Annotated in this window: 11 protein-coding genes; 3 read left to right on the top strand and 8 right to left on the bottom strand. The window is 62.0% G+C overall.

What is annotated here, in order from left to right:
- Window positions 1–33 precede the first annotated feature (33 nt).
- Entirely contained in the window at window positions 34–612 is a 579-nt protein-coding gene (locus DKK74_RS03220; RefSeq protein WP_110412710.1) for a haloacid dehalogenase-like hydrolase, read from the bottom strand.
- 405 nt (window positions 613–1,017) lie between these two features.
- On the opposite strand from DKK74_RS03220, the gene DKK74_RS03215 reads away from it, so the two are divergent.
- Entirely contained in the window at window positions 1,018–1,458 is a 441-nt protein-coding gene (locus DKK74_RS03215; protein ID WP_110412709.1) for a MarR family winged helix-turn-helix transcriptional regulator, read from the top strand.
- Between the two features lie 112 nt (window positions 1,459–1,570).
- Here DKK74_RS03215 and DKK74_RS03210 read toward each other — a convergent pair whose 3' ends face one another.
- Both DKK74_RS03210 and DKK74_RS03205 read right to left on the bottom strand, forming a co-directional pair.
- The gene (locus DKK74_RS03210) at window positions 1,571–2,911 is read right to left on the bottom strand and encodes an MFS transporter (RefSeq protein WP_181414888.1); all 1,341 of its coding nucleotides are present in this window, start codon (window positions 2,909–2,911) and stop codon (window positions 1,571–1,573) included.
- Window positions 2,912–3,153: 242 nt separating this feature from the next.
- Window positions 3,154–4,548: a replication-associated recombination protein A gene (locus DKK74_RS03205; protein WP_110412708.1), complete on the bottom strand. Its 1,395-nt coding sequence runs from the start codon at window positions 4,546–4,548 to the stop codon at window positions 3,154–3,156.
- A gap of 244 nt (window positions 4,549–4,792) precedes the next feature.
- Here DKK74_RS03205 and DKK74_RS03200 point away from each other — a divergent pair, with 244 nt between their 5' ends.
- Window positions 4,793–6,307, top strand: coding sequence for an amino acid ABC transporter substrate-binding protein/permease (locus tag DKK74_RS03200; protein WP_258334426.1), 1,515 nt, complete (start codon window positions 4,793–4,795; stop codon window positions 6,305–6,307).
- Window positions 6,304–7,119, top strand: coding sequence for an amino acid ABC transporter ATP-binding protein (locus DKK74_RS03195; protein WP_110412707.1), 816 nt, complete (start codon window positions 6,304–6,306; stop codon window positions 7,117–7,119). The genes DKK74_RS03200 and DKK74_RS03195 overlap by 4 nt, the downstream gene beginning before the upstream one ends.
- Before the next feature lie 10 nt (window positions 7,120–7,129).
- Here DKK74_RS03195 and DKK74_RS03190 read toward each other — a convergent pair whose 3' ends face one another.
- The 5 genes from DKK74_RS03190 to DKK74_RS03170 all read right to left on the bottom strand — a co-directional run bounded on the left by DKK74_RS03190 (window position 7,130) and on the right by DKK74_RS03170 (window position 13,436).
- Window positions 7,130–9,733 carry a DEAD/DEAH box helicase gene (locus DKK74_RS03190; RefSeq protein WP_110412855.1) on the bottom strand — a complete coding sequence of 868 codons (2,604 nt, stop codon included), beginning with the start codon at window positions 9,731–9,733 and terminating at the stop codon, window positions 7,130–7,132.
- Between the two features lie 98 nt (window positions 9,734–9,831).
- Window positions 9,832–11,022 (bottom strand): amino acid ABC transporter permease, encoded by a 1,191-nt coding sequence (locus tag DKK74_RS03185; RefSeq protein ID WP_110412706.1) that lies wholly within the window; start codon window positions 11,020–11,022, stop codon window positions 9,832–9,834.
- A gap of 6 nt (window positions 11,023–11,028) precedes the next feature.
- Complete coding sequence (locus DKK74_RS03180; RefSeq protein ID WP_110412705.1) at window positions 11,029–11,706, bottom strand: amino acid ABC transporter permease; 678 nt, start codon at window positions 11,704–11,706, stop codon at window positions 11,029–11,031.
- A 1-nt stretch (window position 11,707) separates the two neighbouring features.
- On the bottom strand, window positions 11,708–12,538 hold the full coding sequence (locus DKK74_RS03175) for a glutamate ABC transporter substrate-binding protein (protein WP_110412854.1): 831 nt from the start codon (window positions 12,536–12,538) through the stop codon (window positions 11,708–11,710).
- Window positions 12,539–12,581: 43 nt separating this feature from the next.
- A complete protein-coding gene (locus DKK74_RS03170; RefSeq protein WP_375537544.1) occupies window positions 12,582–13,436 on the bottom strand; it encodes an amino acid ABC transporter ATP-binding protein in 855 nt (284 codons plus the stop codon).
- Window positions 13,437–13,570: the final 134 nt, after the last annotated feature.

Below are 13,570 nucleotides of genomic sequence, written 5' to 3'. Positions count from 1 at the left end.
TTGCCAATGAGGAGGATGCAGGCAGACCTTGGCCTATTTGATGCGGCGGACATTGCCATGCTCGACCAGATAAGCCCGCCGGGCAAGATCGATCATGGGCAGATCGAAGGCCGAATCGGTGTAGAAGGCATCAATGGCTGTCTCCTGGCCGAGGATCCGCTGAAAGTGCAGGGGCTTGTCAAGTCCAAAGTTAAGGTAGCCCACGGTCAGGGATTCCATATCCAGGGTGGAGCCGATACAACGGGTGATGCCTAGTCGGCGGCAAGCCTCCCCTGCCACTAGATCGAAGGATGCGGTCACCACCACGTCGTCGGCCTGAGGGGTGTACCAATCCATGATCTTATGCATGTTGACATCCCAGAACTGGCTGACCAGTCGGTCCATGTCAAAGCCGGGACGCGAGGTCAGCCGACGAAGATAGCGCGAACCCACCCGACGCATGGCCGAATCCAGCTGCTCCAGGGTGACCCGGCCCAAGCGGTAGCGAACGGCATAGAATAGGGCAACCGGCAGGTAGTGCAGCACCCGCAGATCCTTGCGGGCAGTGAACAAGTAGAAGTCAAGCAGACTTTCGCCATCATAGATGGTGCCGTCGAAGTCCAGTACCCGCATGCCAATCCTTTCCAGATCCCGTCACGAAAAGGGAACATCTTAGCATACCGTGGAGCAATGACGGTGATAGTCCCCGACTTCGGCCGAGCAAAGAGGCAATCCCTTTTAACTCAAAAGCCTGAGGTAGACAGAAAATTTCTGGATGATCGAGTGACATAGACATCGAGTAGGAGCAGAGCCTGAGGAATCATGATGCGCCTGGCCCCTGTTCCGATTGTGGACCATCCCCATGGTGTCGACGGTATTGATATGATGAAAAATGCGTCGTCCGTGCTGGGCCGAGGCTAGGGAGTTGCCGGAAATAGGCCTGGAAGGGAAACGGCGCCGAAGGGGTCCCTGCGGTTATCGGGTTAACCATGCCCGCAGAATTCTCCGATCTTCCTTACCAGCTAGGGGGCAGCAGCGATGTTAAAGAAGAGCCACTACCACAACTTGAGCAGCTGCATAGCCGGAATCTACCGGCATGCACGCAACGATGCCAGCCGATATACAGGCGACTCCACCTTAAGGGGCACACAGGGTGACCTGATTGTATACCTCTATGATCATCCAGGCCTCAGTCAGCGCCAGATAGCCCGGGACCTGTGCGTAGATCCCAGTCTGCTGGCCCGGGATCTGAAAGCCTTAAAAGCCCTAGGCCTGGTCAGCCGTGAACAGAACCCTGCAGATCACCGCGTCAATATCATTACCCTGACCAGATCGGGCGCAGACATAGCTCGCAAGAGAATCAGGTCAGTCAACAACTGGTGGATCGACCTGTTCAAGCAGAATCCGGATATCGACCCTGAAACCTTCCAGACCGAGCTACGCTGCGTCTACAACCGGCTCCTGGCCAATCAGCTCTGATCACTCTTTGCTGACAAAGGAGCCTTGCTAAGAAGAGAAACTGGCCGAACTTTTCACCACCTCTCGACGGCTCCAGGCTCATGCCAAGTCCCTTACTTTTCAGATGCTTGTATCAGCCCACCGAGCGGCCGGAAGTCTCCCAGCCCATCAGGCCCACAACCAGCATGGAGGCAAGAGCAACCAGGCTGATGGTGATGAAGATTGAGGTGCTCCCCCACTGGCTGAGCATGGCCCCGATCAGCACAGGCATGAGAACGTTGCAGAGCTTGGCGACGGCATTGGCAATGCCCACGCAGCGGAAACGGACCGTGGTCGGAAAGAGCTCAGGCGCATAGACGGCCACAACCGAAGACATGAGGACGTAAAGGCTGGCCATGAGCAGGATGCCAACCAGAATGGCCGTGACCTGGCTGGTCTGCGCGGCATAGAGCAGACCGAAGACCGCCGTCAGCAGGAAGGCCGTAACAATGATCCGCTTGCGGCCGACCCGGTCCAGAAGCAGGGATCCGATCAGGCAGCCCAGGGGGGCGCCCAGCATCATCAGGGTGCTGATCCACAGGGACCCGCTCAGATTTATGCCCCGCTTGAGCAGAATGGTGGGCACCCAGGAGGTGAAAGCGTAGGAGCAGACGTTGGTGGCCGAGACAGCCACAGTGGCCACAATCAGGCCGCGAACAACGCCACCCGACGCCTTGGCAGCTGTCTCAACCCCCTCATTCTTCCCAGCGAGGGCGGAACCACTGACAGAGTCAGAGTCAGACTTTCCCTGACCATTATCGGCCTCCAAAAGCTGGACCACCCGGACGGCCTCGTCCATCCGCCCGTGCAGGGCCAGCCAACGAGGAGACTCAGGGATGTCACGCCGCAAGTACCAAATCAGCGCCGCCGCTAGACCAATGCCCACAAAGAGCGGCCGCCAGGACCAGCGCGGAATGATCCAGGCGCACAAGAGCATGGCCAGGGGCACTCCGGTGTTGGCCACCAGTGAGACGATGGCGCTCCAGCGGCCGCGGTGCCTGATGGGAGCGAATTCGTTGACCATGGAGAATCCGGTGACAATCTCGGCGCCCAGCCCCAGGCCGGCCCCCAGCCGACAGACCGAAAGGACAGCCATGTTCGGCGCCAGAGCGCCCAGCAGGGTAAAGCCTCCGAAGAGCAGCAGGTTGATCTGATAGGCGGTCTTGCGCCCCCGCAGGTCTCCGATGAAACCGGCCAGCAGCGAGCCCACCAGGAGCCCCAGGAAACCGGCCGACAGGAAGAGGGAATTCTGGGCGACCGTGGACCATCCCGTGCTCAATGCCGAACTGGCTACTGCGCTGCCCACATAGACATCGATGCTGTCCATGAGCATTCCCGCGGCCACCAGGGCCACGATCTTATAAAAAGTAGCCGATTCACGAGCATTGTCTACTCGCCGGGTAATCTCGCGGACCGCCAGGTCGTCCTCGGCCATGCCGAGATTCTTGGATTGTTCGGATATGTCTGCATTGTCAATGACCGCTGTCGACATCGTCACCCTCGCGCCCGTGCATGAGGCAGGCATGCCCCATGCGTCCATGCCAGACCTGCCGACGGCGACAGGCTCCTTCTGGGAGCATGGCGACCGTCAATATGGAAGGCCTGGACCCTGCGGCGTTTCGGTCATTGTGTGGCTACTCAACGTCTATTGGGTGACCAGTATAGGAGTCCGGACGGTCATTGCCCAGACCCGGCGTTTCCATCCCGCCCGACGGCCCTGTCCAGGATGGCCCTGATCGCCTCCAGACGTGGGCCCAGCTGACGCTCATAGCCCCGATCATTGGGGTGATAGTAGCGCCGTCCGACCAGTTCGTCCGGCATGTACTGCTGGGGTGCCACTGCATCCGGCGCATCGTGGGCATACTGATAGCCCTCGTGGTTGCCCCAGGCCTTCATCAGCTTGGTGGGAGCGTTGCGTAGATGCAGGGGAACCTGACCGATATGCCCGGCGTCCACGTCCTCCAGGGCCTGGTTGATGGCCAGATAGGAGGCGTTGGACTTGGGTGCGGTGGCCACGGCGATGACCGCCTCGGCCAGAATCAGACGGGCCTCAGGCATGCCCACCATGGCCACGGCCTGGGCAGCCGCGACCGTGATCTCCAGCACCTCAGGAGAGGCCATGCCCACCTCCTCGGCGGAGGCGATCATGATGCGTCGGGCGATGAAGCGCGGATCCTCGCCGGCCCGGATCATCCGAGCCAGGTAGTGCAGGGCCGCATCCACGTCGGACCCCCGCATGGATTTGATGAAGGCCGATGCCACATCATAGTGATCGTCGCCCTTCTTGTCATAGCGGACGGTGGCCACGTCCATGACCGAGGAGACCACCTTGGCGTTGATCAGCGGGCGACGCGCACCCTTGGCGCGAGACCCGTCCTCGGTGACCGCCCCGGCCGCAGCCTCCAGAATGGTCAGGGCCCGACGGGCGTCACCTCCGGCAAAACGCACAATTTGGTCCAGGGCCTCTGGAGCCAGCCGCACCTGGTCCTTGAGCCCACGCTGGTCCTTGACGGCCCTGCGGACCAGCTTGGCCAGGTCCTGGTCGTCCAGGGCCTCCAGCTTGACCACCACCGAGCGCGAAAGCAGGGGCGAGATGACCGAAAAGCTGGGATTCTCCGTGGTGGCTGCGATAAACGTCACATCCCGGTTCTCCACGCTGGGCAACAGGGCATCCTGCTGGGACTTGGAGAAGCGGTGGACCTCATCGATGAAGAGGACCGTCTCCCGCCCCTGGCTGACCAGCCGCTCCCGGGCCTGGGCGAGGACCTGCCGCACCTCCTTGACCCCCGAGGTGACGGCCGAAAGCTCCTCGAAATGCCGGCCGGACTGTCGGGCCACAATATAGGCCAGGGTGGTCTTGCCCACCCCGGGAGGACCGAAAAGAATGACCGAACTGGGAGCGGTCAGACGGTTGTTCGGATCCGAGCGGGCCAGCCGCTCCAAGGGGGTTCCAGGAGCCGTGACCTTGCCCTGGCCGACCACCTCGTCCAGGCTCCTGGGCCGCATCCTGACCGCCAGAGGCAGGGTGTGTTCCTCGGGGGGATCCGCCGCCTGGAAGAGATCATCAACCATCTGCAATACCTCATTCCTCGGGGCCCCTATGGCTCCCTGCCTTCACCAGCATAAGCCTGAGCCTGCCGCAAATAGAAAGACGAACGCGCTAGACTGGGAACCCATATGGCCGTATCGCCCAGCGCGTAGTTGGGTCCCGGAAACACGGTGTGTGTACAGTTTACTGGTCATCCGCCTGAATATCTTCAGGTAGGCCCATGGAAAACCGGGACCGGCACAGTCGGAACAATAAGGAGAATCGCCAGTGATCGCCAAGCATGTTCGCCAGGGATGGACATCGGGTCCAGACAGGTGGGCCATGGGCCTGCTCGCCTTGGTCCTGGGGCTCTCAGCCCTGATCGTCGCCCCTCTGGCCACGCCGGCGCAGGCGGCCCAGGACTCTCCCGCCGCCCAAGCGGTCCAAGGACGCACCTTCCGTGTCGCCACCGATACCACCTTCGCCCCCTTTGAATTCAGGGACTCCTCCGGCAAGCTGGTCGGCATCGACATGGATCTGATCCGCAAGATCGCCGACATCGAGGGGTTCTCGGTGCAGATCCAGTCCCTGGGCTTCAACGCCGCCCTTCAAGCCTTGAACTCCCAGCAGGCCGATGTGGTCATAGCCGGTATGACCATCACCGACCAGCGCAAGCAGGTCTACGACTTCACCGACCCCTATTTCGACTCCGGCGTGCAGATGGCCATCGCCAAGGACAACGACCAGATCCACAGCTACAAGGATCTGCAAGGCAGCGTGGTGGCCGTCAAGACGGGCAGCGAGGGCGAGGCCTTCGCCAAGCAGCGTGCGGCCCAGTATGGTTTCACGGTCAAGGCGGTGGACCAGTCCTCCACCATGTATGAGATGGTCAAGTCCGGCAATGCCCAGGCGGTCATCGACGACTACCCGGTCCTGGCCTACGGCATCGCCCAGGGCAACGGACTGAAGACCGTGACCAGGAAGGAGCCTGGCGCCTCCTACGGGGCGGCCGTCCGCAAGGGCGAGAACAAGGAGTTCGTGGCCGCCTTCAATGAGGGTCTGGCCAGGATGAAGGCTGACGGCAGCTATAAGAAGCTGGTCGATTCCTACGTAGGCAGCGGCCACTCCAGCAAGAGCGCGCTCGCATCGCGGCCCGGATTCTTCGAACTGGTCCGCCAGGCCTTCCCCTCCCTGATGCTGGGCCTGCGCAACACCCTGGCCATCACGGCAATATCCTTCGTCATCGCCCTGGCCATCGGCGTCATCCTGGGACTGTGGAGGATCAGCCCCAACCGGATCCTGTCCTGGATCGCCCGCATCTACGTGGCGGTCTTCAGGGGCACACCCGTTCTGGTCTGGGCCTTCTTCTTCTACCTGGGTGTCCCCCAGCTGATCGGCCACCGCATCAGCATCTGGCTGGCCGGCGCGCTGACACTGTCCCTGAACTCCGGAGCCTACCTGGTCGAAATCGTGCGCGGGGCCATCGACTCGGTGGACGTCGGGCAGATAGAGGGAGCCCGCAGTCTGGGCCTGACACGTCGCATGGCCCTGCGCCGGGTCATCCTGCCCCAGGCCGTCAGGTTCGCCACGCCCTCCATCATCAACCAGCTGGTCATCATGCTCAAGGATTCCTCCCTGCTGCTGGCCATCGGCTTCGGCGAACTGCTCTACCAGGCCCAGCAGATCTACGCGGCCAACTTCCGCGTGACCGAAACCCTCTTCATGGTGGGCGTCATCTACTTCGTCGCCATCAGCGCCCTGACCTGGATGGCCAATATGCTCGATAGGAGGCTGCATCGATGAACTTCGAGGACCCGGACATGGACACCGGACGACTGACCCGTCGCATCCGCCAGAACCAGAATCGCCGCAACCAGGGAGAATCCCAGGCGGCAGTATCCATCCGCGACCTGCACAAGCGCTACGGCGACACCGAGGTCCTCAAGGGGATAGACATGGAGGTCAAGCCTGGCGAGGTCATCTCCATCATCGGCCCCTCGGGAGCGGGCAAGTCCACCCTGCTGCGCTGCATCAACGCCCTGGAGATGCCGACTTCGGGCACAATCAGCGTCTATGGAATCGACATTTCAGATCCAAAAACCAATATCGACAAGCTGCGCGAGCACGTGGGCATGGTCTTCCAGCACTTCAACCTCTTCCCCAACATGAGCGTGGCCGACAACATCATGCTGGCCCCCCACATGTTACACAAGACGCCCAAGGAGGATGCCCGGCAGCAGGCCCTGGACCTGTTGGAGATCGTCGGCCTGGAAGAGAAAGCTGACGCTCGACCCACGGATCTGTCGGGCGGACAGCAGCAACGTGTGGCCATCGCCCGTGCACTGGCCATGCACCCGGACATCATGCTCTTCGATGAGGCCACCTCAGCCCTGGATCCGGAGATGGTGGGCGACGTGCTCCAAGTCATCCGCTCCCTGGCAGAGGGCGGCATGACCATGATTCTGGTCACCCATGAGATGGCCTTTGCCCGGGAGGTCTCTTCCAGGGTGATCTTCACCGACGCCGGAATCATCGAGGAGGAGGGCACGCCCGAGCAGATCTTCGGCCACCCGCAGAGTCCCCGTCTGCAGTCCTTCCTCTCCAAGGTCCTGTAATGCCCCGGGTCTAGAGGTCCATCAGTTCCTCGATGGGACCCACCCGGTATTCCTTGAAGACCACCTGGCCGCTCTCTTGGGTGGCGTCCAGGTCCACGATGCCGGCGATGCCCCAGTCGCGCTCCCCCTCCACATCGTCGAAGATCTGCTGGACCCGCCAGGTGTGTCCCTGACGCTCGTCCCGGTCATCCAGGCTGAAGAAGTCCGAGGACCTGGCCTGGGCATCGGTCAGAATCTGCTCATGGTCCTCATAGAGGTCGTCAAGCGCGTCGCTCCAGGCCCGCAGGCCGTAGCCCCAGTCCGCGTCCAGATCAGCCAGGGCCTCCGGCCGGTCGGCTGCTACCAGCTCCACCCGCTGGAACATGGCGTTGCGCACCAGCAGGGTCAGCCCACGCCGGTCCGCCACCACCTGGTTTTCCACCTGGGGCGGAGCGGCATCCAGACCGCTTGCGACCTCGCCGTTTTCAGCCCTGCCAGCGGCCTCCCACTCATCCACCAAGCTGGAGTCCACCGAGCGCACGATCAGTCCCAGCCAGGCAAGGATGTCCTCCAGCCGCTCATCCATGAACTCTTCGGGAACCGTCCTGCTGAGCGCCCGATACGCATCGGACAGGTATCGCAGCAGGGTCCCCTCCGACCGGGATATTCCGTAGCGGGCGATGTAGCCATTGAAGTCCGAGGCCGTCTCGATCATGTCCCGCAGAACGGACTTGGGATGGATCTCATAGTCGTTGGCCCAGGGAACATCCCGACGGTAGCGGTCGAAGGCCTCCCCCAGCAGCTCCTCCAGGGGCTTGGGCCAGGTCACCTCCTGCAGGCGCTCCATCCGTTCCTCGTACTCCAGGCCATCCTCCTTCATCTGCTGGATGGCCGCGTCACGGGCCTGCCGCTGCTGGGCCTTGAGAATCTGCCGGGGATCCTCCAGGGTGGCCTCGACCATGGAGAGCAGATTCATGTCGTAGTCAGGGTCCTCGGGATCCAGCAGCTCCAGGGCGGCCAGCAGGAAGGGCGAGAGGGGCTGGTCCAGGGCGAAGTCCTCGGGCAGGTCCACGGTCGTGAAGTAGTCCAGGCCGCCGTCGGGGTTCCGTTCGGTCTCGATGACCCCGGTGTCGGTCAGGGTCTGGAAGATCTCGTCGGCCCGGTCCTGCAGATGCTCCTTCTGCTGCGGTGTCTGACGGGAGTCCTCGATCAGGTCCTCCACCCGTCTCCTGGCATCCCCGCCCTGGTCGACCTCGTTGAGCACCATGGCATGGGAGATCTTCAGGTGCGGCGTCAGGGTCTCGGGACGGGCCTCGATCAGCTTGTCGAAGGTTCCCTTGCCCCAGGTTACGAACCCCTCCTGTGGCTTCTTGCGTTTGATCCGCTTGAGCTTCTTGGGGTCGTTGCCAGCCTTGGCCACGGCCCTGGCGTTCTCAATCTCGTATTCGGGGGCCTCGGCCACGACCAGCCCGCTGGTATCGAAGCCCATGCGCCCGGCCCTGCCAGCAATCTGGTGGAATTCCCGAGCCCTCAGGCGACGCATCCTGTAGCCGTCGAACTTGGTCAGCCCGGTCAGCAGGACCGTGTGGATGGGCACATTGATGCCGACCCCCAGGGTGTCCGTGCCACAGATGACCGGCAGAAGGCCATCCTGGGCCAGCTGCTCCACCAGACGCCGATACCGGGGCAGCATGCCCGCATGGTGGACCCCGACCCCGGTGCGCAACAGCCGCTGCAGAATCCTACCGAAGGCCGTGGTGAAGCGGGTGCCGGCCATGGCCTCCTTGATCCGGTCCCGCTGGCCCCGGTCGGAGACCCCCGTGCTGGACAAGGCCTGGGCCGTCTCCAGGGCGGCATCCTGGGAGAAGTGAACAATGTAGACCGGCGAATCCCCATCGGCCAGCAAGGACTCCACAGTGTTGGGCAATGGGGTGTCCACATAACGGTAGTCCAGAGGCACCGGTCGTGGGGCATCGGCGACGATGTCCACCCCCACCCCGGTTTTGCGTTCCAGGTCCTGGGCGATTTGGTCCACGTCGCCCAGGGTGGCCGACATGAGCAGGAACTGCACATCGGGCAGGGTCAGCAGGGGTACCTGCCAGGCCCAACCTCGGTCCGGATCCCCGTAATAGTGGAACTCATCCATGGCCACGCAACCGATGTCGGCATGCCTGCCCTCCCTCAAGGCCTGGTTGGCCAGGATCTCGGCCGTGCAGCAGATGACCGGGGCATCCGTGTTGATGTGGGTGTCGCCGGTGATCATACCCACCCGGTCACGGCCCAGAACCGAAACCAGGTCGAAGAACTTTTCGGATACCAGGGCCTTGATGGGAGCCGTGTAATAGGAGCGCCGTCCAGTGCACAGGGCGATGAAGTGCATGGCCAGGGCCACCATGGACTTGCCCGAGCCGGTCGGGGTCGACAGAATCACATGGTCGCCTGAAACCAAGGAGAGGACGGCCTCCTCCTGATGCGGCCAGGGGGTGATGCCTCGGGAAGCCACCCAGGAGAAGAAGCGGTCATAGATCTGATCCTCGGTCAGGTTGCGGGGACCTCCCGCCTCAGGGACCAGGTCGCCCAGGGATGGAGGCTGGTCGGTTGAGGCGGTTGGGGAATCAGCATGTTCTTGGACCATGTCCACCAGTCTATCCGGCAAGGCACACAAGTCCGGCCGGATAGACTGGCTTCGTTTCCTTGAGTCCGGAGACCGGGAAAGAAACCAGGAGCTTTCAGTCAGCTCCTGTTCTTGCCGTCTTTGCTGCTACCGCCTTTGTCATCCTTCCCGGTCTTGCCCTCGGCTTTCTGCTCGCCGCCGGAGCGGCTGCCGCGTCCGGGCTTGAGGAAGTCGGGAATCTCCAGGCTCGCCTTGTGCGGATCGACCAGCGTGTCGGGCTGGGTCCTGTCATAGCCCTGGATGTAACGGGTCTTCCTCCAGTGCTGGATGGAGGCGTTCGATCCACGGTGATGTGCATGGTACTGCAGCGGCGCGCCGCCGTACCGGTCCTCGTCCACCTCCTTGGCCACGGCTATCTGGTTGACGTTGGAGGGATCCATGATGGCCACGGGCGCGGCCGGCTCCACGAAGTCGGCTGGGGCAGCGGTGCGCTCCTGCATCTTCTTGGGCAACCAGCGGGCGAAATGCGACAGCAGGAAGCAGACGAAGAAGTAGACCACCGAGGCCACCACCAGGGTCTGCAGGATGTTGAAGTACATGGAGCCCAGACGACGGGACTCCTGCAGCAGATCCGTATACATAATGATGGAGCCCAGAGCCGTGTCCTTGAGGACCACGACCAGCTGGGTTACGGCCGCCGGCAGCATGGCATAGACAGCCTGGGGAACCTCGATCTGCATCAGCGACTGGGTCCTGGTCAGCCCCAGAGCCAAAGAAGCCTCACGCTGGCCGTTGGGCAGATTGCCCACGCCCGAACGGATGAGCTCGGCCACCACGGAGCCGTTGTAGAGGATCAGACCCAGCACGACGGCCCAATAGGAGGCCTGGCTGACTCCAGCAAAGGCGAACCAACGCCAGAAGAAGATCATCATCATCAGCACCGGGACGGCCCGGCAGAACTCCACGATAATGCCTGAGACTACCCTTACCAGACCGTTGGGCAACAGACGGCCGATGCCGAAGATGAACCCAAAGATGACCGAGCCGATCACTGCAACTACTGAGGCCTTGATGGTCAGCCAGAGCCCGGGCAGGTAGAAGTCGGACCAGGCCTCATAGTCCAAAGCCGGGCGCCAAAGCTCCCAGCTGAGCTGGTTTTCACCGTCCGGAGGATTGTGCAGCCGCATCAGCACCATGATGACCACTATGGCGAATATGACAGCAGCTATCCAGTTGGCGATTCGTATGGTGCGCCGGCCCTTAGGACCAGGCTGATCGAAGAGCAGCGAGCTCTCATTGTCCTGTGCCATGGCCGCTCACCTCCTCACTGCCAGCTTGTTGGACAGGTACGTGGTCAAAGCCCCGATGGGCAGAACCAGGATCACGTATCCCAGAGCAAAAATCAGGAAGATGGCCACGATGGCGTTGGCGTGGAACTCGATCATCTCGCTCATCAGGGAGGAGCTCTCCGAGGCCACGGAGGCCGCTGCAGCCACAGTGGAGTTCTTCAGCAAGGCGATGAAGGTGTTGCCCAGGGGCGCCACTGAACCGCGGAAGGCCTGGGGCAGAATGATCTGCGAGGCCGACTGGAAGAAGCTCAGCCCCAGGGCACGGGCCGCCTCGGCCTGGCCCAGAGGCACCGTGTTGATGCCCGAGCGCAGGGACTCACAGACGAAGGCTGCCGTATACAGGGATAGGCCCGTCACTGCCAACCAGAAGAAGTTGACGGAGAATTCCGGCGAGAAGCTGATCTTGAGCTGGGCGAAGGCCCCCAGGACCATGAAGACCATGATGATGGTCAAAGGCATGTTCTGGAAGAACTCCACGTACCCGCGGCCGACGGCCCGCAGGGAGGAGATGGGCGAGATGCGCATGATCACCAGGATGATACCCAGGATCAGCGAGAAGAGTGCCGACCAGAGGGTCAGCTGGATGTTGACCCAGAAAGCTGCCGGGATGTCGTAGTCGGTGAACAGTTCGATGATGGTTGACATCTCACTCCCCTTCCTTGGGCCTGGGCGGGTTGAAGCGCGGGTCGGGTTTGTAATGGGTGCCCCGGGTGTTGTTCTCAAGCGCCCGCTGCCAAGAGCCGTTGGCCTCCATGTCAGCCAGAGCGGCGTTGATCTTATGGGCCAGCTTGGTATTTCCTTTCTTGATGCCTACGCCGTAGTACTCCTGGGTGAAAGGCTTGCCCACCAGCCGCAGCCTCCCACGGGAGGCGGAGGCCAGACCGGCCAGGATGATGTCGTCAGTGGTGACTGCATCGACGATGCCGGAGAAGAGGGCGGTGGCGCATTCGGCATAGCCCGGCTGCTCCATCAGCTGGACCTCCTTGGCGAACCGTTTCTTGACGGTGACGGCCGAGGTGGATCCGGTCACCGAGCACAGCCGCTTGCCGTTGAGGTCCTCGGGGCCGCGGATATGATGGTCCTCCTTGCGCACCAGCAGGTCCTGGCCGGCTACAATGTAGGGTCCGGCGAAGGAGACGGCCCGCTTGCGCTCGTCGGTTATTGAATAAGAGGCTAGGATCATGTCCACGTCGCCGTTCTGGAGCATGGCCTCACGCTGTTTGGAGGGGGCCTCCTTCCAGACGATGTCGTCGGCGCTGTATCCCAGCTTGCCGGCGATGTAGGTGGCCACATCCACGTCGAAGCCCACATAGGTCCCGGCCTTTTTGAAGCCCAGGCCGGGCTGGTCGAACTTGATGCCCACGCGGATCTTGCCTGCCTCCTTGTCGGAGCCGCAGGCCGCCAGGGAGACCAGGCAACCCAGGGCGCACAGAATTGCGGTCAGATTCCTGACCAGACGTTTCAGCGGCCGGCCCATGCCATGCAAATTTGCATTCATGCGGATATGCTTCCCTCCTGCTTCAGTGGGTCAGGATCTTGGACAGGAAGTCGGCGGCCCGCTGGGTCTTGGGGTGGTCAAAGAAGTCGTCGGGGTTGTCCTTCTCCAGGATGCGTCCATCGGCCATGAAGACGATATGGTCGGCGGCCTGACGGGCAAAGCCCATCTCGTGGGTAACGCAGATCATGGTCATGCCCTCCTGGGCCAGCTCAATCATCACGTCCAGCACCTCGTTGACCATCTCTGGGTCCAGCGCTGATGTGGGCTCGTCGAAGAGCATGATCTTTGGCTGCATGGCCAGGGCGCGGGCGATTGCCACACGCTGCTGCTGGCCGCCTGAGAGCTGGGATGGCATCTTGGAGGCCTGGGATTCCACACCCACACGGGCCAGGAGGTCCATGGCCAGGTCCTCGGCATCCTTCTTGGGCATGTGGCGCACCTTGATGGGCGCCAGGGTCATGTTCTCCAGGATGGTCTTGTTGGCGAACAGGTTGAAGGACTGGAAGACCATGCCCACCTCGGCCCTGAGCCGAGCCAGGTCTCGTCCCTCCTGAGGCAGGGGCTCACCCTCGATTCTGATCACACCGGAGTCGATGGACTCCAGGCGATTGATGGTCCGGCACATGGTAGACTTGCCGGAGCCTGAGGGGCCGACCACCACCAGCACCTCGCCGGTATCGACCTGCAGGTTGATGTCCTTGAGGACGTGCAGGCTGCCAAAATGCTTCTCGACGTGGGCCAGCTCGACCAGCGGCCCGGACTTGTCCTTGACGGGGAGATCAGAGACCGGTTTCTCTGGAAGAATCCGCTCCGACGGCTGTTTGGTTGTTTCGCTCATATTGGGCAGTTTACTCATCCTTTGTTGCGTAACGGCCATAGAAACGGTTCTCCTGAAAAGCGGAGCCTCTGGCCTACCCTTGCCAATTGGTTCGTCCGCGCGTAATAGTTTATAAACAATAAGGCCGGAACCCCGCAGGATTCCAGGCCTTGTAGTCTCTCGTCTATCAGCGA

The organism is Bifidobacterium asteroides (assembly GCF_003202755.1).
GTDB lineage: Bacteria > Actinomycetota > Actinomycetes > Actinomycetales > Bifidobacteriaceae > Bombiscardovia > Bombiscardovia asteroides_F.
This window is presented reverse-complemented; position numbering and strand designations above follow the sequence as displayed.